Here is a 20,205-nt window from a genome sequence, read left to right on the forward strand (position 1 = left end):
GGGTTCGACCGCCACCCATAAGGACTGGAAATCGAACGGGTCGTCACTGGGTGCATCAACTGCAAACCACCGGGAAGCTCACCGATCTGGCCCACCTCACCAGCAAGCAGTGTATTGGCTTCTTCCGATCCTGCTTCGTCTGATTCCGAGGATTCGTCAGCGCCTTCGACCATGCCCAGCGGGCGTCCGTCAATGGCCAGTTCCTTACCAGAACCACCGAAAACGTTGAGTGGAGCATCAGCGCTGACAAGCACCGGTTCGTTATACAGCCCAGGATCCGACAACGCGTCGATCGCGACAGGAATATTGCCATTACGCGGATCTGCAGGCTGGGCAACAATCGGAATAGCAATGGCGCCGGTTAATGCGACAGCAGAGGCCGCCGAGACACCCCAAATCAGAAGAGGATTTCTTCTTTTGGGCAGGCCGGGCAGGAGCATGTCATGATTCACCTGATGACGTCGTTGCACAGCCAATATCTCCCAGATCACATTTGCATAACCAGTACCCAGCCTAAAGCGAAAATGGTAACTAATCCAGTAGCTATACTAAACTTCCGAGTAATAAATTCGCTGTTAACTTACTTTTTGCCCAAACACATGGCGGCGGACCCACGCATGCATGGCAATTCCGGCTGCTGAAGCGGCATTAATAGAACGGGTGGAACCGAATTGTTCTATGGACAATGTATCCCTCGCAGCCGCATGGACTTCAGGGCTTAAACCGGGTCCTTCTTGGCCAAACACTAAAACGCAGTTGCGCGGAAGCTCGTAGGTTTCCAGCGGAACAGAGTCCGGGAAGATGTCGATTCCAAGAATTGCAAGACCTTCATTATTTGCCCATTCAACAAATTCTTCGACGGTCGCATGGTGGCGGACATGCTGGTAACGATCTGTAACCATTGCCCCACGGCGGTTCCACCGGCGCCGCCCAATAATATGGACCTCTTTCGCCAAGAATGCGTTGGCAGTTCGAACAACAGTTCCGATATTCATATCGTGCTGCCAGTTTTCAATGGCGATATGGAAATCATGGCGGCGTTCGTCGAGATCGGCAATGATGGCATCCATGGTCCAATAGCGGTACTTGTCCGCTACATTCCGCCGGTCACCCTCGGCTAGGAGCTGAGGGTCGTATTTCTCGTCGGTCGGCAGTTCGCCTTCCCACGGTCCGACGCCGATGACATGCTCGGCGGACTTTTCTGCATCATTCTTTACTTCGTCACTCACGCTTCTAAGGGTAGTTGTTCCCCGGGCGTGCAATGGTTCATAGCCGAGCCGAGCGATGCTGTGTACGCTTTCTCATATAGGGATACTTTCAGCGTCGATAGCCGTCCACCACCTACAGACTACGAAGGATCGACACCCCGTGACTCTCACCAACCGCGCTGCCCGTACCGTCCACGACATCAAATGCTGGCTCACGGACATGGATGGCGTGCTCGTCCACGAGAACCATGCCATCAAAGGCGCCGCCGAACTGCTTCAGTACTGGCGCGAGAACAACCTGCGGTTCCTGGTGCTGACCAACAACTCCATCTACACCCCGCGCGACCTGCGAGCGCGGCTGCTGGCTTCAGGACTGGATGTGCCGGAAGAAAATATCTGGACCTCCGCCATGGCCACCGCTGAGTTCCTTGCGCGCCAGCGCCCGGGAGGCCGCACCTTCGTGATCGGCGAGGCTGGACTGACCACCGCATTGCATGATGCAGGCTTCATCATGACCGACCAGGATCCCGACTATGTGGTGCTGGGCGAAACTCGCACCTACTCCTTCGAGGCGATCACCAAGGCCATACGGCTGATCGAGGCCGGCGCGAAGTTCATTGCAACGAATCCCGACGCGACAGGTCCATCCACCGAAGGCATCATGCCCGCCACTGGCGCCATCGCCGCGTTGATCACCCGTGCAACCAACCGAGAGCCATACGTCGTGGGAAAGCCGAACCCGATGATGTTCCGCTCTGCCTTGAACCGGATCGATGCCCATTCAGAGACCACTGCAATGATCGGCGACCGCATGGACACCGACATCATTGCAGGAATGGAAGCGGGCTTGCTTACCGCCTTGGTCTATTCGGGCATCACCGCGCCCGCAGACATGGATACATTCCCCTTCCGCCCAGATCTGAAGTACCCATCGGTGGCGAGCCTGCATTCAGAGCTGGTCAAGGGAAAGCCTGAAGCGGCAGCGAAGAGCGCTTCCAAGTAGGCATTCGGCGCATGCTTCCGTCTGCTGTCCCAACCTCTTGAACTGGAGGCGAATCAGCGGATACTAGGTGTCATGGGAAAGGCGCATTCCCCGCGGCGCGTATGGAAATTCGTGCTAATCGCCGTGGGACTGTATTTAGGACTGTCATTGCTCATTGCGGTGAACTACGGCCTGAACTCATGCCTCGGCGCGGACGCCGAGCTGCACTGTTCCATGAGCAATACTGTCGTATGGGGCGAGCACAAAGTCTTTGGATTCATTTTGCTCGCCTACCTGGTGCTGGTCGTCGGCCTTTGGGTCAAGCGCCGCTGAGAATCCTGCGGTCGTATGCTGAAGCTGTGATGAAGATGTCGCCTTGTATTGAAGTTGAACGCCTGAACGTCAAGCGTGGGAAGTCGATGGTCATTCAAGACGTCGGCTTCTCGTTAATGCCTGGGCGGATCATTGGGCTGCTCGGCCCCAGCGGCAGCGGGAAGAGCACCCTGCTTCGCAGCATCGTAGGAAACCAAATCATCAGCAGCGGGCTGGTGTCAGTGCTGGGAAAGCCCGCAGGAGATCAATCTCTGCGCAGGCAGGTGGGCTACATGACCCAGGCCGCCAGCGTCTACGACGACCTGACGGTCGCCCAGAACATTTCCTACTTCGCCCGAATCATGGGACAGCCCAAGGACGAGGTGGCCCGCGTCATCAAAGCAACCGACTTGGATGGACAGGCAAAACAGCTGGTAATGGATCTTTCCGGAGGCCAGCGGAACCGTGTCTCCCTCGCCATCGCCCTGCTCGGCTCGCCGAAGATTGTCATCCTCGATGAACCGACGGTGGGCCTGGACCCTGTTCTGCGTGCAGATTTATGGCATTTGTTTGCAGAACTGGCGGGGACCGGAATGTGCCTGGTGGTCTCCAGCCACGTCATGGACGAGGCAATGCGCTGCGATGAAATCCTGCTGCTGCGCGAGGGGAAGCTTCTGGCGCAGATCACTCCGCGGCAATTGCTGGAACAGACCGGGGCCGCCGATCCAGAAGAAGCGTTCTTGCGGCTGATTGCGCAGGACACCTCGATGAGCAAGGTTGCGGACCATGAGCATCAGCCCGGCAGGCATCGCGCCGCGGCGAAGGGCGAACGGTCATGAATTCGGCCTTCTGGACAGCCGGCCGCGTGCTGCTGCAGATCCGGCATGATCCCCGAACCATCGGGCTGATGCTGGTGGTTCCCAGCATGCTCATTGGGCTGATGGCGTGGATCTATACCGATACTCCGATCTTCGCCCAAATCGGTCCGGCGATGATTGCCCTGTTCCCCTTTGTCGTGATGTTCTTGGTCACCAGCATCGCGACGCTGCGCGAGAGGCGCAGCGGAACCTTGGAGCGGCTGCTGAGCATGCCGCTGACCAAGGGCGGATTCATACTTGGCTACGCGATGGCGTTTACGCTCATCGCCGTTGTCCAGACGAGCATTGCCGTGTCATTCGCGGTATGGGTCTGCGGGCTTCAGATCTCTGGCAGCTTATGGCTGCTGTTCATTGTCGCCGCCTTGGATGCGCTGCTCGGAACCAGCTTGGGGCTGATGGCCAGCGCCTTTGCACGCACAGAATTCCAAGTCATCCAGTTCATGCCGCTGCTGATTTTCCCGCAGTTCCTGCTGGCGGGAATCATCCTGCCCCGAGACCAGCTACCAGGCCCGCTGGAAACCCTCGGCGACTGGCTGCCGCTGTCCCACGCCATTGACGCGTTGGTGGCAATCTCGGCTGGCACCGAGGACTCGTCCACCAGCAGCAGCCTGCTGATCATCATTGCGTGGATCATTGCCGCGCTGGTTGTCGGCTCGCTGACGCTGCGGCGCAAAACGCCTTAACCGGGCCGCAGGCTACTGCTTTCCATATCGCTTGTGCGCGGCCTGCTTTGAAATTTCAAGGGCCGAGGCAATGGCCTGCCAGGAATATCCTTGGCTCCTGGCCGCACGAACCTGGGCCGATTGCTGCCGTGCCAGTTCTTTGTGCGCCTCGGTGAGCCGACGCAGCTGGGCTATGGGTCCGCCCGAATCCTGGGAGTCTACTGCGGTTCTGGGTACATTGCTCATACCGTCAATATTAGTTGACATTCTTGGTGCCGTCAATGAAAGTTGACTCCAATCGCCCCTCCTTGACAGCCCGCCAGCAAGGCGAATTACTACAAAAAATCCACGTCTAAATAATCAAGACAGGCAGAAATTCACTTCGTTGCCCAGCTTCCAATGCCCTCCAACCGAAACACCCCTTTGGCGCCCTCGGTTCTCAACGGTGACGCCATAGTCGCAAGCACAACAGTCGACGACAACAGACCGTAAGTTTCTAATCGTCCTAATTAAATCTTTTTCTTTCCAAAGCCCTAAATACCCATTTGCTCTGATAGCATCCAGAGCACATACGGGATCAGAACGCCATGAAAATAGTGAAAATTTGATTTCATTTTAGGGGGAATCTTGAACAGCACTGAAGGTATCGAAGAGCTTTCCGCCAAGCTAAAAGCGCAGAAGGATTCAATTCAGACCGAAGAGGCGACCAAGAACGCATTCGTAATGCCGTTCATATCTAGAGTGCTCGGATATGACGTTTTTAATCCGCTTGAAGTAGTCCCGGAATTCACTGCAGATCATGGCACCAAAAAGGGCGAAAAGGTCGATTACGCAATCATGAAGGATGGGGAAGTCCAGATCCTAATTGAATGCAAGCATGTTGGTGATCCACTCAACGTTAAACATGCCTCACAGCTTTTCAGATACTTTTCTGTGACAAATGCTCGAATCGGCATTCTAACCAATGGGCAGGTCTATCACTTCTTCACTGACCTAGATGCACCTAACATAATGGACCAGAAACCATTTCTGATCTTAGATCTACTTGAAATCGACGAGATCGTACTTCCCGAAATCGCCAAGCTCACAAAAGAAACTTTCAACTTAGATTCTGTTCTGAGCTCAGCAGAAGAACTCAAGTATGTTGGAGCGCTCAAACGCGAAATAGGCAATGAGTTCAGGGAGCCTAGCAAGGATTTTGTTAAGTTACTTATGGTCAAGGTCACTGATCGTAGAGCCACGTCTGACAATTTGCTCCTGTTCAATGAGCTTGTCGGAAAGGCTTGCAACCAATTCCTCAAGGAGAGGGTGCACGAGCGACTCAAGACCGCGCTCGGAGAAAGTGACAACCGGTATCAAGAGGTTTCTGGCATCAATGAGACTGTTGCTCAGATTCAGGATTCGACAGAAGATGCCATAGAAGCTAAACAGGAATCAGAAAAATCAGGTGTTGAAACCACAGAAGAAGAACTCGCGGGATACCAGATCGTAAAGGCGATTGCGTGTAGCGAAGTCAAACCCCATCGAGTAACTCATCGGGACAGCAAGTCATACTTCGGTATCTTGCTGGATGACAATAATCGCCGCACAATCGCCAGACTTCATTTCAACGCCAAGTCACAAAAATACATTGGCATCCTAGACGCTGACAAAGTCGAAACTCGGTATCCAATCGAAGAGTTGGACGAGATCTACCTTTTTGCGGACCAGATTCGTGAGACAGTTGCCCGGCTGGAAGCAAATTAGATTCTAAAGGGCTGTCCAAAACGAAGCGAGTCAGATTCGATCATCGATAAACCAGCACAAGAATTAAGAATGGAGGGCGAGAAAGTATTTCCTTCTCGCCCTCCATTCTTATGAACCACTTAATTCGTTTTACAGGCCCAGCTCGTCCTTGCCGTAGGCGAACAGGTAAGGAACGCCGGCCTCGGCCTCGATACGCTCCTTGGCGCCGGTGTCGCGGTCGACGATCACGGCAACAGCAACAACATTGCCGCCTGCCTTGCGCACGCCCTCGACTGCGGTCAGCGCCGAGCCGCCGGTGGTGGAGGTGTCTTCCAGCACGATGACATTGCGGCCTTCGACACTTGGGCCCTCGACCTGGCGGCCCATGCCGTAGGACTTCTGTGCCTTGCGGACAACAAACGCGTCGATCGCGCGGTTGTTGGCGCGTGCGGTGTGCATGATGGCGGTGCCCACCGGGTCTGCGCCCATGGTCAGGCCGCCGACGTTGGTGAATTCAAGCTTCGCTTCGTCCAGCAGGTCAAGCATGACCTCGCCGACCAAGCCCGAAGCTTCCTGCTGCAGGGTCACTCGACGCAGGTCGATGTAGTAGTCGGCTTCCTTGCCGGAAGACAGGATGACCTTGCCACGGACAATGGCAAGTTCCTGGATCAGTTCTTTAAGTCGCGCGCGGGCGCCGGTTTCGCTCATACCCTCGATTCTAGTCGGCATCATGGCTAGGCTGTTCCCATGAACGCTACACGCCCCCTGGGTTACTGGTTGAAATTGGTGGATTCGCTGATTGACGAGCAGTTTGCAGCGACCTTGGAAGAACACGGTGTGACGCGGCGCCAGTGGCAGGTGCTCAATCTTTTGGAGCAGCAGCCTGCTACCGAGGCGGAGCTGATCGCCGGGCTGTCCCCCTTCTTTGCGTCGCCCGACGAGCCCGATTCAGTCGCCGAGCACCTGAACGAATTGGTGGAGTCCGGCTGGATCACCCACGCCGATGGCGAGTATTCCATCACCGACCGCGGACACACCTCGCTGATGAAGCTCAGCGAGTTAGTCGAACGCATCCGCACGCAGTCCGGTGCAGACCTCGACGGCTCGGAATACGATGCAGTCGTGGCGGCTTTGGAAAAGATCGCGCGGAACTTGGGCTGGGATCCAGACACCAGCAAGGACTAACTCCCTGCGCAGCGGCCGCGGCCTGTCTAGGATTAGATACATGCGAGAACTGCAAGCAGCGATCATTGAAGAACTTGGCGTCAAGCCGGCCATCGACCCGGCGGATGAGATCCGCACCCGCGTGGATTTCCTGAAGGACTACCTGGCCGCCACCGGCGCCAAGGGCTTCGTCCTTGGCATCTCCGGCGGCATCGACTCCACCCTGGCGGGCCGCTTGGCCCAGCTCGCGGTGCAGGAGGTCCGGAAGGACGGCGGCGAGGCGAGCTTCATTGCCGTGCGACTGCCCCATGGCGTCCAGCACGACGCGGCCGACGCGCAGGCGGCGATGGAGTTCGTTGCGGCTGACACCGAGTACGAGGTGAACATCGCCAAGCCAGTGGCCGGCCTCGACGAAGCGCTGGCCGATGCAGGCCATGTGCCGATGAGTGATTTCACCCGCGGCAATGCCAAGGCGCGGATGCGCATGGTCGTGCAGTACGCCATCGCCGGAGACAAGCGCATGCTGGTGATCGGCACAGACCACGCCGCCGAATCCGTGACCGGCTTCTTCACCAAGTTCGGCGACGGCGGGGCGGATCTGCTGCCGCTGGCCGGGCTGAACAAGCGTCAGAACCAGGCGCTGCTGCGCGAGTTGGATGCTCCGGAGCTGCTGTGGGCCAAGGAGCCCACCGCGGACCTGTTGGACGGCCAGCCGCTGCGCACGGACGAGGATGAACTGGGCCTGAGCTACGGGCAGATCGACGACTACCTTGAAGGGCGGGACATCGACCCGGCCGCCGCAGAATCGATCGAGCGACGCTTCATTGCCTCGCGCCACAAGCGCGCAGTCCCCGCCACCTACATGGACAAGTGGTGGCGCAGCTAGTGCCGGCGGATCTTGCCGGCACCGCATTAGTGGTCATCGACTTTCAGCGCGGGGTCCTTGAAGGATGCCACGACGCCCACGGCGTAGTCCACCGCACTGCCCAGCTGGTGGAGCACGCCCGGTCTTCCGGCCTGCCGGTGGTCTGGGTCCAGGACCACGGCGACTTTCCCATTGGCACCTCCGGGTGGCAGCTGGCCGACGGCTTGGCTGTTGGCCACGGGGAACACCTGATTCGCAAAACCTATCGCGACTCCTTCGCCGAAACCGACCTGCACCAGATCCTGCAGGGCCTTGGGGTTCGCCGATTGCTGGTGGCCGGAGCCCAAAGCGACTACTGCATCCGCACCACAACGCAGGCTGCCGCCGTGCACGGCTACGATGTCACGTTGGTCTCCGACTGCCATACGACAGTCGATGCCGAATTCGACGGAACACTGATCACTGCCAAGCAGATCATCGCGCATACCAATATGTACTTCTCGGGGCTGCGCTATCCAGGATCGCAGTTCGGAATCTTGACTGCCGCGCAGGCCATTGCAAAACCAGCTAGAGTGCCGGCTGAAGCAACTGAGCAGCGCTGAAATCTGGCATGGCCGGCAAAGCCTCGATGAGGCTTCTGGTGTAGGTCTGGCCGGGATCATCGAGCAGACGCCCCGTGGGACCCTGCTCAATGATGCGTCCGCGGTGCATCACCACGCTGTATTCGCACAGTTCCCGCAGTACGCACAGATCATGGGTGATGAACAGCAAAGACAACTTCCGCTCTTCGCGCAGTCCTGCCAGCAGGTCCAGGATCTGCGCCTGCACCGTGACGTCGAGGGCGGAAACCGCCTCGTCGCAGACCAGCAGCTGGGGGTCGGCGGACAGCGCCCGGGCGATGGCCAGCCGCTGCAGCTGGCCCCCTGACAGTTCCTCCGGGCGCCGTTCGACGAGCGCTGGATCCAAGCCCACCTGGGTGAACAGCTTTTCCAGCAGCTCCCTGTGCTGCGCCCGCGGCGCTGTCTTCAACGACCGCACCGGCTCCAACACCGAGTATCCGACCCTGCGGCTGGGGTCGAAGGAGGTGTAGGGATTCTGGAATACCGGCTGCACCCGCCGGCGGAATTCCCGCCCGCCGACCTGTTTGGTTTGTCGCACCCCCGAAAGTTCCACCGTCCCTGAATCGGGGCGGTCAAGGCCCAGCAGCACCCTGGCCAAGGTGGTCTTGCCGGAGCCCGACTCGCCCACCACGCCGACAGCACCCCCTTCGGGGATGCTCAGCGTCACGTCGTCCAAGGCGGTCACCGCCTGCTCGCCGCGGCCGAAGCTGCGGTGCAGCCCGCTGGCGGCGAGCAGCGCCGGAGCTGTCTGCACGGGCGCGGGAAGCCTGCGGCGGGGAGGCGCATCGGCGCGCGGCATCGCAGCGACCAGGGTGCGGGTGTAATCCCTGCTCGGGTTCCCCAGCACCTGCACGGTCCTGCCGGATTCGACGATCTCCCCGTGCCTCAGCGTGATCAGCTGATCGGTGCGTTCGGCGGCAACGCCCAGGTCGTGGGTGATCAACAGCAGCCCCGCACCAGTGGCCGCCACCAGCCTGTCGAGGGTGTCCAGCACGTGTTTTTGCACCGTGGCATCCAGCGCACTGGTGGGTTCGTCGGCGATGATCAGCGCCGGCTTTGCGATGATGGCCATGGCGATCAGCACCCTTTGGCGTTGGCCGCCGGAGAGCTGGTGCGGGAAGCGGGAAGAGACCGCGGGATCCAGTCCAGCATCCTGCAGCGCCTGCTCCACCGCCCGGCCGCGTTCGGCCTTCCCGCCGATCTGGTGAACTTCCAGCACCTCGCCCACCTGGGTGCCGATGCGCATCAGCGGGTTCAGGCTGGAACCGGGATCCTGCGGAACATAGCCAAGGGTGGTTCCCAGCAGCTCCCGGCGCGCCCTCTTGTCCAGCGTATCCACCCGGCTTCCGGCCACGGCGATGGTGCCGGTGACAGTTGCGCCGCGCGGATTCAGCCCCAGGAGCGCCCGTGCGATGGTGGATTTGCCGGAGCCCGACTCCCCCACCAGCCCCAGGCGCTGGCCTGCTTCCATGTGCAGGTCCACCGCCTGCACTGCATGGGTGGGCTCCTGCCCGCGGCGCCGGGGTGCAAAGTCGACGGAGAGCTGGCTGATGTGCAGCAGACTCATGATTCCTTGGTTCCTATCTGTGAGCTGAGCCGGTTGACGCTCAGTACCGTCAGGGCGACGACCGCCGCCGGGGCCAGCGACCACCACCAGGCGGTGGCGATGTAGAGCCGGCCTTCGTTGATCTGCGACCCCCATTCGGGCATCGGCGGCACCGCTCCGAAGCCCAGGAAGCTCAGGGAGGCGATGGACAGGATGGCCCCGCCCAAATCCAGGCCCGCCACCACTGCTATGGCCCCGGCGGCATTGGGCACCACATGGGTGATGATGCTTTTGAAGCCGCCGGTGCCGCTGGTCAGCGCGGCGTCGAAATAGGGCAGGTTCACAATTTTCAGGGTCTGCGCCCTGGCGATGCGCACGAATCCGGGGATCCCTGCGATGCCCACGGCGATCGCCACCTTGTCTACCCCGAAGCCCAAGATGGAAATCACCGCCAGGGAGAGCAGCAGCCCCGGAATGGAGACCAGCACCTCAACGCAGCGGGAGATCACCGCGTCCGCCCAGCCGCCCAGATAGCCGGCGGCCATGCCCAGCAGCCCGCCGAGGACCACCGAAATGACGATTGCCACTACTCCTGCGGCCAGGGACATGCGGGCCCCATAGACCACGCGGCTGAACACGTCCCTCCCGTTCAAGTCGGTGCCCAGCCAGAACTGGGGGTCGGGGGCCGCCAGCGACGGACCCACCACCGCCACCGGATCAAAACGGGCAAACAACGACGGGAACAGCGCGGCGGCGGCGATCAGTGCCAGAAAAGCGGCGGCCGCCGCCACGCCGAAACTGGGCCGGCGCAGGTTCTTTGCAATGCTCATCTCCGCGACCTCCTGGAAGCTTGAGCTGGCGAGGTGACCCGCGGGTCGATCAGCGGGTAGCTCAGGTCCACCAGCAGCGTGATGACCATATAGATGCCGCCGGTGAGCACGATCAGGGCCTGAATCAACGGGAAGTCGCGCGCGCCGACCGCCTCCACGTAAAGGTTGCCGATTCCCGGGCGACCGAAGATCGTTTCAATGATCGCCGCCCCTGAAACAATCCCGCCGATGAGCATGCCCACGATGGTGTACACCGGCAGGCTCGCATTGCGCAGCACATGGGTGCGCACCAGCCGGGCATGTCCCATGCCCTTGGTTCGGGCCACCAGCACGTGGTTCTCCCCGAGCACTTCGCGAATGCCGCGGGAGAACACCTGGGAGAGGGTTCCCGCACCCAGCAGGGCGATCGTGATCGCCGGCAGCACCAGCGAGGAGAAGCCGCCGGCGCCGAAGGCCGGGAACCAGCCGAGCTTGAAGGAGAAGACCTGCAGCAGGATGATCGCCATGACAAAGGACGGCACCCCGATGCCCAGCACTGTCAGCGAGGAGAACACCTGGCGCAGCCAGCGGGTGGGAAGCAGCGCCTCTCCGACCGCCAGCAGCAGCCCCAGAGCCACCATGATTCCGATGCTCAGCGCCCCAAGCTGTACGGTGTGCACCAGCCCGTCGCCGATCACCTGGGTGACCGGTTGGCGCAGCGAATAGGCTTGGCCCCAGTCGAAGCTCAGTACGCGCAGCAGGTAGCCGAAGTATTGCACCAGCACCGGCTTGTCCAGACCCATCTCGGCGCGGATCTGCGCCAATTGGGCGTCATTGGCCGCTCCGGCGTCCTCCTGTCCCCCGCTGACGATCAGCCGCGCCGGGTCCCCGGGGGTGAACTGCAAAATGGCGAAGGACAGGGTGATCGCACCGAAGAGCACCAGCGCGGCGTGCCCCACACGAGATGCAGCGTACGTCAGCAGCTGCTTATTCATTGGGCACGAACTCCGCGAAGGCCGGCTTGTTCTCCGCATCCAATTCGATGGACTTGATGTCCTTGCCATAGGCGCTGTTGGAGACCTGGTCCACCAGCGGGAACACCAGCCCCTTGTCCAAAAGCAGCTGCTGGGCCTCGGCGGAGGCCTGCTTGCGCTGCTGCGCGTCGGTGGTGGACTGCAGCTTCAGCAGCGCCTTGTCCACCGCGGGGACCGCGTTGCCGTAGAACAACGACTGGTTTTCGTAGAGGGAGCTGTACACCACGCGCAGCACATCCGGATCCGCGCGGCCCTGGGACCAGGTAGTCAGGTCGTAGGGTGCGTCATAGAGTCCGGTCTCGGAGGCCTGCGCCTCGGTGACGGGTTTGAGCACAAAGTCGATGCCCACCTTCTTCCACTGGATTTGCAGCAACTGGAACAACGCTTCGGTGGTGCCGCCGGTGGAGGAATACTGGATGGAGATTTCCAGCCGTTCGCCCTTGTCGTTGCGGCGGATGCCGTCCTCTCCCACGGTGTCCCAGCCTCCTGCCTCCAGGATCTTGACGGCTGCTTGCGGATCATAGGCCAGCTCACTGCTGAGGTCTGCAGAGCCCGGGGTGGCAGCGGTGAGCACGCCGGTGGCAGGCTGCACATTGCCCTGGTAGATGCGCTCGGCGATCTCGGCGCGGTCGGTGGCCGGGTTGATGGCTTTGCGCACTGCCTCGTCTTTGAAGATGTCCCGGTAGATGAAGGGAATCAGCGGGGAGGCGATGCCGACGGTGGGCTTCTGCACCAAGGTGGTCTGCCCGGCCAGGGTGCCTAGGGTCGAGGTGTCCAGCAGGAATCCGTAGTCGACCTGGCCGGAGCTGACGGCGCCGGCCAGAGTGGTGGCGTCGGGGATGAAGGAGACCTTTACCGTTTCATAGACTGCCGGCCCCTTGTTAGCGTAGGCAGACGAACCCCAGTGGTAGTCTTCGCGGGCCTTGAGGGTGATGCCAACGTCGGGTTCGTAGCTTTCGATCACGTAGGGTCCGCTACCAATGACCTTGCCGCGAGCCACTTCCTCGGGGTCCAGTTTCAAGGTGGCATCGGCCAGTATGCTCAACGGCTGGGTCGACGCAGCCTGGAGGAATTGGGCGTTGGGGCCGTCAAATTTCACGATGGCGGTCTTCTCGTCCACCACGTCTGTGCCTTGGTATCCGCGCAGATGGCTTGCCCCGACATAAGCCAGAGGGCCGATCTTGATGATTCTGTCGAAGTTGTTCTTGACCGATTGCGCGGTGAATTTGGTGCCGTCGGAGAAGGTCACGTCATCGCGCAGGTGGAAGGTGAACTGCGACTGGTCTTTATTTGTTTCCCAGCTGGTGGCAAGCCAGGGAACGATTTCTCCGGTCTCGGGATCCTGGTCCACCAGCGTGTCTGCGATCTGCCGGGAGATCGTGCGAGAGACGGTTTGCGGCGGCTGGTGCGGGTCGTAGTTGGCGCTGTCTTCGGGGAAGCCGACGGTCAACTCGTCCTCGCTGCTTTCCTGTGCGTTGGAGCTGCTCACGCAACCGGTCAGCAGCGTGGCAGCTGCCAGGCTCAGGATGCCCAGGGTCTTGAAATGTCCTCGTACACTGCGTGGAGTGCTCATATCCTCATCCGCTTCTTTTAGTCGGTGTATTTCTGGCTACGACGCTAGAATGAAGGGTTGACTTGGGACAAAGGTTGTTTCAGGAGATAAAGGAAAGTTTCTTCACATAACAAAAGCCCGACCGCCGGAGGCTGGTCGGGCTTTATGAATCGACAAGTTTTGTCATCTGAGGACTTACTAATCTAGCTGATTCCGGTAATTTCCTTCAGCGCCTGCACATGTTCGGCGAATGCCGTTTTTCCGCCGCTGCTGAGCTTGGCCCAGGTGCGCGGCCGCTTGCCCACATACCCCTTGCGGATCTGCACATACCCGGCCTCCTCAAGGGCGCTCAGATGCCTCGAAAGCACCGAGTCTGAGATTCCCAGCGCATCTTTCAACGATTTGAAGTCGGCCTCCTCTACGGACTGCAGCGCACCCATCAACGACAGCCGCACCGGGTTCGAAAAGTCGTCATTGAGGCGCTGACGAGCATGGGCGGTCATTCTCGCACCATCTTTATTCCGGTGAGCACCAACGGCGCCGCGACGATCAGGAAGATCAGCAGCATGGCGATCCATGAAGTAATCTGCGCCGCCAGCAATGCCACCGAGGCCGCATAGAGTCCGATACTCAGGCCGAAGGCCATGCCATAGCGCTTGGAATAGCCCTGCGGCAGGCTTCGGTACAACTTGCGGTACGCCAGCGAAGAGCCGAGGATCACGAGGACATACAGTCCCATTACAATAAAGAAGCCCACTTTGTTTTCATCCGGCCGGTAGAGCTGCAGCACCGCTGCCAGTGCGCCGACAGCAAGCCCGACCACGATGCAGTACCAGCCCATCAGTCTTGAGCCATAGCCTATGGCCCGGTCCATGTCGGCCTGAGCCCGGCCCAGCGCTTCAAGCTGCTGCTCGGGCGTCAGCGGCTGCTCAGAGTTCATTTCACCTGCTCCTTCTTTGCCCGATTCTGACGCTGCGCAATGAGGCTGGTGGAAGTCATGACTATCGCCATGAAGATGCCCATTCCAATGAAGATCAGCGAATTCTGGCCGCTGAAGTAGGCGAAGAGCGACAGGCCGAAGAAAGCGAGGCCTGCAGCGATGATTGCGGTGACGCACCATGCGGTGAATGACATTTTCATGATCCTGCTCCTTGATTCCCGGTCCTGCTTCTGAACTGACTCAAACATAACAAGTACTTTCCAATATGGAAAGTACTTTCTCACAATTCATTTGCACTGCTGCAAAAAGCCTTCGGAAACCTGCCGGAAATCACTGAAAACTCGGGGCCGCCAAGCTCTTCCAAACCATAGGAAGTCCAAGTATATTGTTGGTCTAGATCGCCATTTAGGAGCGCCCATGCCTTCTCCTTTACCCCGTGATCCCATCGCCCAGGCTCGGGATCAGTGGATTGCCCACGGATGGGGCGCAGAGGCGGATTCCATGGCGGCCATTACGGCGATCATGCGAACCGCATCGATATTTCTCCAGCGCGCCGATGCCATCCTCAAGCCCCATGGGCTGACATTTGCACGGTTTGAGGTCTTGGCACTGCTCGGGTTTTCAAAGCGCGGTTCGCTGCCGATGAACCATGCAAGCCAGCTGCTTCAGGTGCATGCAACGAGCCTGACGAATTCGGTGGACCGCTTGGAGGCTACCGGTCTGGTCCGCAGGATCCCGCACCCCACCGATGGCCGCACGAGGCTGCTGGAGCTGAGCGGCGAAGGCAAGCGCGTACTGTTCAACGCCCGCCAGGATTTGAACGAGCAATTATTTTCAAACAGCGGAATGCCGGAAGCGGATGCAAGGACTCTTTTCCAGATCCTCTCCCGCTTCCGGCATTCACAGGGCGATTTTCTATAGCGACCCGTCGCGCACGGCGTTGATGATTCCGGAGAAATCGGTTCCGGCGTGGCCTTCGTCGCTGAACTTTCGATAGAGCGCGGAGGCCAGCGCGCCAAGCTGGGCGTCGGTCTGCGTGTGCTTCAGTGCGCTGGAGGCCAGCCCCAGGTCCTTGGCCATCAAAGCCGCCGCAAAGCCTGGCTGGTAGTCGCGGTTGGCTGGCGAGGTAGGGACCGGCCCGGGTACGGGACAGTTCGTCGTCACCGACCAGCATTGGCCCGAGGCCGTAGAGATGACGTCATAGAGCGCCTGGTGCTCCAGGCCCAGACGCTCGCCGAGGACGAACGCCTCGGCCGCGCCGATCATCGAAATGCCCAGCAGCATATTGTTGCAGATCTTCGCGGCCTGACCCAGGCCGTGGCCGCCGCAGTGCACGATGCGCTTGCCCATATGCTCAAGCACCGCGGTGATCTCTTCCAGGTCCTCAGCTTCCGCACCGAGCATGAAGGTCAGCGTTCCGGCCTCAGCGCCCACCACGCCGCCTGACACCGGCGCATCGGCGCTGCGATGGCCCGCCGCCACAGCAAGCGCGGCGGCTTCCTTCGCCTGGGCCACATCGATGGTCGAGCACTCCAAGAACAGCGTATTCGGGCTGGCGGCCTGAAGCAGGTAGCCGCGGTAGGCGTCCAAGACGTGCTGTCCACTGGGGAACATGGTCAAGACAATGTCGACTCCGGTGGCGGCTTCCGCGCCGGTGGCAACGGTTTCAATCCCCGCTTCGCCGACTGCCTGCACCGCGGCGGGTACAATATCGAAGCCCTTGAGGGTATAGCCGGCCTTGTGCAGGTTGATGGCCATGGGCAGGCCCATGTGGCCAAGTCCTAGAAATCCAATGGTTGGCAGCGTGCTCATCATCCACTCTTTTCGCGAAGGCCCTGGTCCAGCAGGGCAAAGTTCAGTTCTGCTCCCGGCAGTGGTTCAAAATGCCGGGCGGTGCGCTGTTCGGGGGTCGACCCCTCCAGCGGTTCATTCCAGTGCGGGGACCGGTCCTTGTCGATGACCGCGGCCCTGATCCCCTCGGCAAAATCGGGGTCGTCCAGACGGTGGACCGCCGCGCGGAATTCCCTAACCAGGTCACCCCTCAGATCCCTGCCCGCCTGCCGCATCAACTCTTCAACGAGCCGCACCGAACTGGGGCAAGCGGCCGTCAGCGCCTGCTGCGCACTGAGCGCCTGCGGATTCTCGAAGCCGTGCAAGGCGCTGAGAATGGCAGGGGTGCTCGATTCGGCAAACGCCTGCACCCATTCCTCGTGCAAATGCCCATGCTCGGGGATGCCAGACCAGCGCGAAATCGCCGCGTCGGCCAACTGGGTTTCAAGGTCTTCCAGCAGCCGGGGCAGGTCGTGGGACGGCACAAAGGTGTCTGCCAGCCCTAGGGCAATGGTGTCCGCAGCGCCGAATTTCATGCCGGTCAACGCAGCCATCCGGCCCGCCGCCAGCGGCGCGTGGGACAACAGGTGTGTGCCGCCTACGTCGGGGAAGAACCCGATGCCGACTTCTGGCATTCCGCAGCGGCTGTTCTCGGTGACGATGCGGTGACTGCCATGGGCCGAGATGCCGATGCCTCCGCCCAGGACGATGCCGTCCATAAACGCCAAATACGGTTTGGGATATTCGTCGATGAGCACATTGAGCTGATATTCGATGCGCCAAAACTCCTCGGACGAGCCGTTTCGCTCCAGGATGTCGCGGTAGATTGCGACGATATCCCCGCCCGCACACAGTGCCCGCTCCCCTGCTCCGGTGATTGCCACCTGCGCAATCTGCGGATCATCACGCCATTCAAGCAATGCGTCGAGGATCCCCCGGCACATGGCGATATTCAGCGCATTGAGCGATTCAGGCCTGTTGAGGGTTATCAACCCCAAATGCCCGCGGCGTTCTGTCAGGACCTCAGCCAAGAGACCACCCTCCTAGTGATCGGGGTCACCTTCAGTCAAGAATATACTCGGACTTCCAACTAAATTGAAGTGGCTCAATCGGGCATTCTTGATAGGTTGAAGTAGTGAAGATTGCGACTTGGAATGTTAACTCGCTGCGAGCCCGAGCCGACCGTGTTGAGGACTGGCTACGACGCAGCGACGTGGATGTCCTGGCTATCCAGGAAACGAAATGTAAGGACGAGAACTTCCCTTGGGAGTTGTTCGAGAACAACGACTACGAGGTGGCGCATTTCGGCGTCAACCAGTGGAACGGCGTGGCCATCGCTTCCCGCGTGGGCCTCGACGACGTGCAGCGAACCTTCCCAGGCCAGCCGGAATTCGGCAAGGGCGGCAAGAACCCGATCCAGGAACCGCGGGCCATCGCTGCCACGTGCGGGGGCGTGCGCATCTGGAGCCTCTACGTCCCCAACGGCCGCGCCTTGGACGACGAGCACATGGGCTACAAGCTGAACTGGCTGGACATCCTGAAGCAGGATGCCCACGGCTGGCTGCAGGAGAATCCCGACACCCAGATCGCCCTGATGGGCGACTGGAACATCGCGCCGAAGGACGAAGACGTGTGGGACATCGACTTCTTTGTCGAGAACCAGATGACCCACGTTTCAGCCCCCGAGCGCGCCGCCTTCTCCGCTTTTGAAGAGCTGGGCTTCAGCGACGTAGTCCGCCCGCACACCGAGGGCCAGTACACCTACTGGGATTACACCCAGCTGCGGTTCCCCAAGAATGAAGGCATGCGCATCGATTTCGCCTTGACCTCGCCGGCACTGACCGCCCGCGTCACTGGCGCCAGCATCGACCGCGAAGAGCGCAAGGGCAAGGGCGCCAGCGACCACACCCCTGTCATTGTCGAGCTTGCCGACTAGAGTGTGAACATGAAGATGACTGGGCCCCTCGAAGAGCTCACCGCAGCTACCGCACACCTGCGCGTATACGAGCCGCTGAGCTCTTTCGGCGACTGGGCCCAGTCCATCATTCTCAACTCCCCGCGCATGAGCCCCGATCAATGCGATCGGCTGGAGAATCAGCGGCTATGGGAGCGCACGCTGCGCGATGTTTCCGATCCATTCCCCCATGCCGATGACGAATTTTTCCGCTCGGTGAAGCTGCTGGACTACCAGGGCACCGAATACACCAGATACTGCCCCGGGCAGGTGCAGGCTCGCAGCCTGCTCGCCGCCGAACAGGCCGAAGAAGCCATGCGCACCGAAGTTTTCGACTTGCTGGTCCCGCCGGCTGCCCGCCGCGCCAATGGAGAGCGAATGGACACCGACCGCCTTGCCGCCGACCTGACCCACCTGCACACCCGCACGTCCACTTGGGGCATCCCGCTGAGCTGGTTTGCGCTTTTCCGTGACGACGATGAAGCAGAAATCCTCTATTCCGGAGAACACCTGAAGACCGTCAGGCTCTACGTCCCTTTCGAGCAGGCCATCAACCGCCTCGCATGGGCAGTGCAGACAATGGCAGCCCACGCACCGGCGGCGCCTATTTTCGAGGAGCTCGGTACGCTGGGCGGCTGGCTGGAGACTTTTGATCCGCAGTCGGTGATCGAGTTGGACTACGGGCTGTTGGCGGAGATTGTCTGGCCCGACGATTCGGTCAATGACCTGATGCACGGGATCCAGGCTTTAGAAGATTCGGATATGACGACCGCGGCGGCGGCTTATCGCCGGCTGAGCAACCGCTGGATCGGTCCGCGCCAGTTGGGCCGAGCCAACTAGCCAGCAATCTGCAGAGAAACAAAAAAATTCCTTGGAAGTTTTGCTTCCAAGGAATTTTCTCTATGGCGACCCTGACGGGACTTGAACCCGCGACCTCCGCCGTGACAGGGCGGCGCGCTAACCAACTGCGCTACAGGGCCTGGTGTTTTGAGATAATCTCAACTCACACAGTAAAACCCCCGGGTAAACCGAGGGCCTGCGTGGCTCCGACCGGCGTCGATCCGGTGACCTTTCGATTTTCAGTCGAACGCTCTACCAACTGAGCTACAGAGCCTGGCGCCATAAAATGGACACCTAATTTACTATCGCTAGTAAACTGAGCGACCCTGACGGGACTTGAACCCGCGACCTCCGCCGTGACAGGGCGGCGCGCTAACCAACTGCGCTACAGGGCCTTGCTTTCGCAAGCCAATGGATTTCTCCATCTGACAACCAGTAATTTGGCTGTTTGTACCCCCAACGGGATTCGAACCCGTGCCGCTGCCGTGAAAGGGCAGTGTCCTAGGCCGCTAGACGATGGGGGCCTATGTTCCTTAGCGGTTTCTTGCTTCTCCGCTGTGGACTCCAATAACTATACGGAGGTTTTTGGGTTTTGCAAAATCGAGATTCACTACGCCTCAGGCCACCCAAAAATGGGCCCGCAACCCTAGGCTGGAAACATGGATTCACAGATCTCAGAAGACGAGTTTGAAGCGCTCGTCCAGCAGGCCATCGATGCCATTCCGGAGCACATTTTCAACATGATGGACAACGTCGTTTTCTTCATCGAGGACGAGTACGAGCCATTGCCTGGCGAGCCGGAAAACCGCGAAATATTAGGGATTTACGAGGGTATTGCACTCACCGAGCGAGACCTGGACTGGGCAGCTGGAGCACTGCCCGACAGGATCACGATCTTCAAAAACCCCACCCTCCGAGCCTGCAATTCCCGCGAGGAAATCGTCCAAGAAGTGCGCATTACAGTGATGCACGAAGTGGCCCACCACTTCGGCATCGATGACGCCAAATTGGACGAACTGGGGTGGGGTTAGGCGAAAATTTCCAAAAACTTTTCCTGAGACGTGCATCACAAATAGAGGGTTTTTTGAACCCGCGGACTTCCTTCATATTGACCGAGGTCACAACGCATCTTGGCTCAAGATTCAATCCAGCCGCCCCTAAAACATGAATCCGACGCAAATTCCCGAAATTCCCTTGGGTCAACACCTCAAACTTCACCCTTCAAGGCTGGCAGAGCAGAAAAAGCAGCAACACATTTAAGAGGTCAACATTCACGACAGCTCA

At 59.8% G+C, this 20,205-nt stretch carries 25 protein-coding genes and 4 tRNA genes; 12 read left to right on the forward strand and 17 right to left on the reverse strand.

Translation table 11 applies throughout. The features are described 5' to 3' along the window. Both AUR04nite_RS16390 and AUR04nite_RS16395 read right to left on the reverse strand, forming a co-directional pair. Positions 1 to 440, reverse strand: a 440-nt coding sequence (locus AUR04nite_RS16390; protein ID WP_141367152.1) for a hypothetical protein, incomplete at its 3' end; no start/stop codon positions are given. A 135-nt stretch (positions 441 to 575) separates the two neighbouring features. After that, positions 576 to 1,229: a TrmH family RNA methyltransferase gene (locus AUR04nite_RS16395; RefSeq protein WP_141367153.1), complete on the reverse strand. Its 654-nt coding sequence runs from the start codon at positions 1,227 to 1,229 to the stop codon at positions 576 to 578. Positions 1,230 to 1,368: 139 nt separating this feature from the next. Between AUR04nite_RS16395 and AUR04nite_RS16400 the strand changes: the two genes are divergently transcribed. The 4 genes from AUR04nite_RS16400 (at position 1,369) to AUR04nite_RS16415 (ending at position 4,063) form a co-directional block, all read left to right on the forward strand. After that, positions 1,369 to 2,211 (forward strand): HAD-IIA family hydrolase, encoded by an 843-nt coding sequence (locus AUR04nite_RS16400; protein WP_141367154.1) that lies wholly within the window; start codon positions 1,369 to 1,371, stop codon positions 2,209 to 2,211. 72 nt (positions 2,212 to 2,283) lie between these two features. After that, positions 2,284 to 2,523, forward strand: coding sequence for a hypothetical protein (locus AUR04nite_RS16405; protein WP_141367155.1), 240 nt, complete (start codon positions 2,284 to 2,286; stop codon positions 2,521 to 2,523). A 29-nt stretch (positions 2,524 to 2,552) separates the two neighbouring features. Continuing rightward, positions 2,553 to 3,341 carry an ABC transporter ATP-binding protein gene (locus AUR04nite_RS16410; RefSeq protein WP_141367220.1) on the forward strand — a complete coding sequence of 263 codons (789 nt, stop codon included), beginning with the start codon at positions 2,553 to 2,555 and terminating at the stop codon, positions 3,339 to 3,341. Further along, a complete protein-coding gene (locus AUR04nite_RS16415; RefSeq protein WP_141367156.1) occupies positions 3,338 to 4,063 on the forward strand; it encodes an ABC transporter permease in 726 nt (241 codons plus the stop codon). Before AUR04nite_RS16410 ends, AUR04nite_RS16415 begins: the two co-directional genes overlap by 4 nt. Before the next feature lie 12 nt (positions 4,064 to 4,075). Here AUR04nite_RS16415 and AUR04nite_RS16420 read toward each other — a convergent pair whose 3' ends face one another. Next, entirely contained in the window at positions 4,076 to 4,288 is a 213-nt protein-coding gene (locus AUR04nite_RS16420; RefSeq protein WP_141367157.1) for an AsnC family protein, read from the reverse strand. A 381-nt stretch (positions 4,289 to 4,669) separates the two neighbouring features. Here AUR04nite_RS16420 and AUR04nite_RS16425 point away from each other — a divergent pair, with 381 nt between their 5' ends. After that, positions 4,670 to 5,788 (forward strand): type I restriction endonuclease, encoded by a 1,119-nt coding sequence (locus AUR04nite_RS16425; protein ID WP_246055574.1) that lies wholly within the window; start codon positions 4,670 to 4,672, stop codon positions 5,786 to 5,788. A gap of 129 nt (positions 5,789 to 5,917) precedes the next feature. Here AUR04nite_RS16425 and pyrE read toward each other — a convergent pair whose 3' ends face one another. Further along, positions 5,918 to 6,475: an orotate phosphoribosyltransferase gene (gene pyrE, locus AUR04nite_RS16430; protein WP_174787898.1), complete on the reverse strand. Its 558-nt coding sequence runs from the start codon at positions 6,473 to 6,475 to the stop codon at positions 5,918 to 5,920. 39 nt (positions 6,476 to 6,514) lie between these two features. On the opposite strand from pyrE, the gene AUR04nite_RS16435 reads away from it, so the two are divergent. Genes AUR04nite_RS16435 through AUR04nite_RS16445 form a run of 3 tightly spaced genes read left to right on the forward strand, consistent with a single transcriptional unit; the run spans position 6,515 to position 8,398 of the window. Next, positions 6,515 to 6,952: a MarR family winged helix-turn-helix transcriptional regulator gene (locus AUR04nite_RS16435; RefSeq protein ID WP_141367159.1), complete on the forward strand. Its 438-nt coding sequence runs from the start codon at positions 6,515 to 6,517 to the stop codon at positions 6,950 to 6,952. Positions 6,953 to 6,992: 40 nt separating this feature from the next. Continuing rightward, positions 6,993 to 7,817, forward strand: a complete 825-nt coding sequence (gene nadE, locus AUR04nite_RS16440) for an ammonia-dependent NAD(+) synthetase (RefSeq protein WP_141367160.1) — start codon at positions 6,993 to 6,995, stop codon at positions 7,815 to 7,817. Next, positions 7,805 to 8,398, forward strand: coding sequence for a cysteine hydrolase family protein (locus AUR04nite_RS16445; protein ID WP_246055575.1), 594 nt, complete (start codon positions 7,805 to 7,807; stop codon positions 8,396 to 8,398). The genes nadE and AUR04nite_RS16445 overlap by 13 nt, the downstream gene beginning before the upstream one ends. On the opposite strand, the gene AUR04nite_RS16450 is transcribed toward AUR04nite_RS16445, so the two are convergent. From AUR04nite_RS16450 to AUR04nite_RS16480, 7 genes are all read right to left on the reverse strand, one after another. Then, entirely contained in the window at positions 8,364 to 9,983 is a 1,620-nt protein-coding gene (locus AUR04nite_RS16450; protein WP_141367161.1) for an ABC transporter ATP-binding protein, read from the reverse strand. The two genes, AUR04nite_RS16445 and AUR04nite_RS16450, sit on opposite strands and share 35 nt — an antisense overlap. Then, entirely contained in the window at positions 9,980 to 10,792 is an 813-nt protein-coding gene (locus AUR04nite_RS16455; RefSeq protein WP_141367162.1) for an ABC transporter permease, read from the reverse strand. Before AUR04nite_RS16455 ends, AUR04nite_RS16450 begins: the two co-directional genes overlap by 4 nt. Then, positions 10,789 to 11,766: an ABC transporter permease gene (locus AUR04nite_RS16460; RefSeq protein WP_141367163.1), complete on the reverse strand. Its 978-nt coding sequence runs from the start codon at positions 11,764 to 11,766 to the stop codon at positions 10,789 to 10,791. Before AUR04nite_RS16460 ends, AUR04nite_RS16455 begins: the two co-directional genes overlap by 4 nt. Next, on the reverse strand, positions 11,759 to 13,378 hold the full coding sequence (locus tag AUR04nite_RS16465) for an ABC transporter substrate-binding protein (protein ID WP_141367164.1): 1,620 nt from the start codon (positions 13,376 to 13,378) through the stop codon (positions 11,759 to 11,761). The genes AUR04nite_RS16460 and AUR04nite_RS16465 overlap by 8 nt, the downstream gene beginning before the upstream one ends. Before the next feature lie 182 nt (positions 13,379 to 13,560). Then, the gene (locus AUR04nite_RS16470; protein ID WP_141367165.1) at positions 13,561 to 13,860 is read right to left on the reverse strand and encodes a winged helix-turn-helix domain-containing protein; all 300 of its coding nucleotides are present in this window, start codon (positions 13,858 to 13,860) and stop codon (positions 13,561 to 13,563) included. After that, positions 13,857 to 14,297 carry a hypothetical protein gene (locus AUR04nite_RS16475; RefSeq protein ID WP_141367167.1) on the reverse strand — a complete coding sequence of 147 codons (441 nt, stop codon included), beginning with the start codon at positions 14,295 to 14,297 and terminating at the stop codon, positions 13,857 to 13,859. The genes AUR04nite_RS16470 and AUR04nite_RS16475 overlap by 4 nt, the downstream gene beginning before the upstream one ends. Beyond that, positions 14,294 to 14,497, reverse strand: a complete 204-nt coding sequence (locus AUR04nite_RS16480; protein WP_141367169.1) for a hypothetical protein — start codon at positions 14,495 to 14,497, stop codon at positions 14,294 to 14,296. The genes AUR04nite_RS16475 and AUR04nite_RS16480 overlap by 4 nt, the downstream gene beginning before the upstream one ends. Positions 14,498 to 14,714: 217 nt before the next feature. Here AUR04nite_RS16480 and AUR04nite_RS16485 point away from each other — a divergent pair, with 217 nt between their 5' ends. Further along, positions 14,715 to 15,218 carry a MarR family winged helix-turn-helix transcriptional regulator gene (locus AUR04nite_RS16485; protein ID WP_141367171.1) on the forward strand — a complete coding sequence of 168 codons (504 nt, stop codon included), beginning with the start codon at positions 14,715 to 14,717 and terminating at the stop codon, positions 15,216 to 15,218. On the opposite strand, the gene mmsB is transcribed toward AUR04nite_RS16485, so the two are convergent. After that, positions 15,213 to 16,109 carry a 3-hydroxyisobutyrate dehydrogenase gene (gene mmsB, locus AUR04nite_RS16490; RefSeq protein WP_141367173.1) on the reverse strand — a complete coding sequence of 299 codons (897 nt, stop codon included), beginning with the start codon at positions 16,107 to 16,109 and terminating at the stop codon, positions 15,213 to 15,215. The two genes, AUR04nite_RS16485 and mmsB, sit on opposite strands and share 6 nt — an antisense overlap. After that, complete coding sequence (locus AUR04nite_RS16495) at positions 16,109 to 17,158, reverse strand: 3-hydroxyisobutyryl-CoA hydrolase (RefSeq protein ID WP_141367175.1); 1,050 nt, start codon at positions 17,156 to 17,158, stop codon at positions 16,109 to 16,111. Before AUR04nite_RS16495 ends, mmsB begins: the two co-directional genes overlap by 1 nt. A gap of 104 nt (positions 17,159 to 17,262) precedes the next feature. Between AUR04nite_RS16495 and AUR04nite_RS16500 the strand changes: the two genes are divergently transcribed. Beyond that, on the forward strand, positions 17,263 to 18,063 hold the full coding sequence (locus AUR04nite_RS16500; RefSeq protein WP_141367177.1) for an exodeoxyribonuclease III: 801 nt from the start codon (positions 17,263 to 17,265) through the stop codon (positions 18,061 to 18,063). Positions 18,064 to 18,072: 9 nt separating this feature from the next. Beyond that, the gene (locus AUR04nite_RS16505) at positions 18,073 to 18,921 is read left to right on the forward strand and encodes a hypothetical protein (RefSeq protein ID WP_141367179.1); all 849 of its coding nucleotides are present in this window, start codon (positions 18,073 to 18,075) and stop codon (positions 18,919 to 18,921) included. Positions 18,922 to 18,984: 63 nt separating this feature from the next. Here the strand turns inward: AUR04nite_RS16505 and AUR04nite_RS16510 are convergent. The 4 genes from AUR04nite_RS16510 to AUR04nite_RS16525 form a co-directional block, all read right to left on the reverse strand. Next, positions 18,985 to 19,061 (reverse strand) — tRNA-Asp (locus AUR04nite_RS16510). 61 nt (positions 19,062 to 19,122) lie between these two features. Further along, positions 19,123 to 19,195 (reverse strand) — tRNA-Phe (locus AUR04nite_RS16515). A gap of 47 nt (positions 19,196 to 19,242) precedes the next feature. Then, positions 19,243 to 19,316 (reverse strand) — tRNA-Asp (locus tag AUR04nite_RS16520). Between the two features lie 56 nt (positions 19,317 to 19,372). Further along, positions 19,373 to 19,445: transfer RNA gene (locus AUR04nite_RS16525), tRNA-Glu, on the reverse strand. A 135-nt stretch (positions 19,446 to 19,580) separates the two neighbouring features. On the opposite strand from AUR04nite_RS16525, the gene AUR04nite_RS16530 reads away from it, so the two are divergent. Further along, positions 19,581 to 19,952, forward strand: coding sequence for a metallopeptidase family protein (locus AUR04nite_RS16530; protein ID WP_141367181.1), 372 nt, complete (start codon positions 19,581 to 19,583; stop codon positions 19,950 to 19,952). Positions 19,953 to 20,205 lie beyond the last annotated feature (253 nt).

The organism is Glutamicibacter uratoxydans (assembly GCF_006539925.1).
GTDB lineage: Bacteria > Actinomycetota > Actinomycetes > Actinomycetales > Micrococcaceae > Glutamicibacter > Glutamicibacter uratoxydans.

Excerpts from the sequence above, each read along its gene's own strand:
- AUR04nite_RS16485 (WP_141367171.1), top strand. The coding sequence starts at position 14,715 with ATGCCTTCTCCTTTACCCCGTGATCCCATCGCCCAGGCTCGGGATCAG.
- AUR04nite_RS16455 (WP_141367162.1), bottom strand. The coding sequence starts at position 10,792 with ATGAGCATTGCAAAGAACCTGCGCCGGCCCAGTTTCGGCGTGGCGGCG.
- AUR04nite_RS16475 (WP_141367167.1), bottom strand. The coding sequence starts at position 14,297 with ATGAACTCTGAGCAGCCGCTGACGCCCGAGCAGCAGCTTGAAGCGCTG.
- AUR04nite_RS16415 (WP_141367156.1), top strand. The coding sequence starts at position 3,338 with ATGAATTCGGCCTTCTGGACAGCCGGCCGCGTGCTGCTGCAGATCCGG.
- AUR04nite_RS16465 (WP_141367164.1), bottom strand. The coding sequence starts at position 13,378 with ATGAGCACTCCACGCAGTGTACGAGGACATTTCAAGACCCTGGGCATC.
- AUR04nite_RS16480 (WP_141367169.1), bottom strand. The coding sequence starts at position 14,497 with ATGAAAATGTCATTCACCGCATGGTGCGTCACCGCAATCATCGCTGCA.
- AUR04nite_RS16420 (WP_141367157.1), bottom strand. The coding sequence starts at position 4,288 with ATGAGCAATGTACCCAGAACCGCAGTAGACTCCCAGGATTCGGGCGGA.
- AUR04nite_RS16460 (WP_141367163.1), bottom strand. The coding sequence starts at position 11,766 with ATGAATAAGCAGCTGCTGACGTACGCTGCATCTCGTGTGGGGCACGCC.
- AUR04nite_RS16505 (WP_141367179.1), top strand. The coding sequence starts at position 18,073 with ATGAAGATGACTGGGCCCCTCGAAGAGCTCACCGCAGCTACCGCACAC.
- AUR04nite_RS16530 (WP_141367181.1), top strand. The coding sequence starts at position 19,581 with ATGGATTCACAGATCTCAGAAGACGAGTTTGAAGCGCTCGTCCAGCAG.
- AUR04nite_RS16470 (WP_141367165.1), bottom strand. The coding sequence starts at position 13,860 with ATGACCGCCCATGCTCGTCAGCGCCTCAATGACGACTTTTCGAACCCG.
- pyrE (WP_174787898.1), bottom strand. The coding sequence starts at position 6,475 with ATGAGCGAAACCGGCGCCCGCGCGCGACTTAAAGAACTGATCCAGGAA.
- AUR04nite_RS16405 (WP_141367155.1), top strand. The coding sequence starts at position 2,284 with ATGGGAAAGGCGCATTCCCCGCGGCGCGTATGGAAATTCGTGCTAATC.
- AUR04nite_RS16450 (WP_141367161.1), bottom strand. The coding sequence starts at position 9,983 with ATGAGTCTGCTGCACATCAGCCAGCTCTCCGTCGACTTTGCACCCCGG.
- AUR04nite_RS16435 (WP_141367159.1), top strand. The coding sequence starts at position 6,515 with ATGAACGCTACACGCCCCCTGGGTTACTGGTTGAAATTGGTGGATTCG.
- nadE (WP_141367160.1), top strand. The coding sequence starts at position 6,993 with ATGCGAGAACTGCAAGCAGCGATCATTGAAGAACTTGGCGTCAAGCCG.
- mmsB (WP_141367173.1), bottom strand. The coding sequence starts at position 16,109 with ATGAGCACGCTGCCAACCATTGGATTTCTAGGACTTGGCCACATGGGC.
- AUR04nite_RS16410 (WP_141367220.1), top strand. The coding sequence starts at position 2,553 with ATGAAGATGTCGCCTTGTATTGAAGTTGAACGCCTGAACGTCAAGCGT.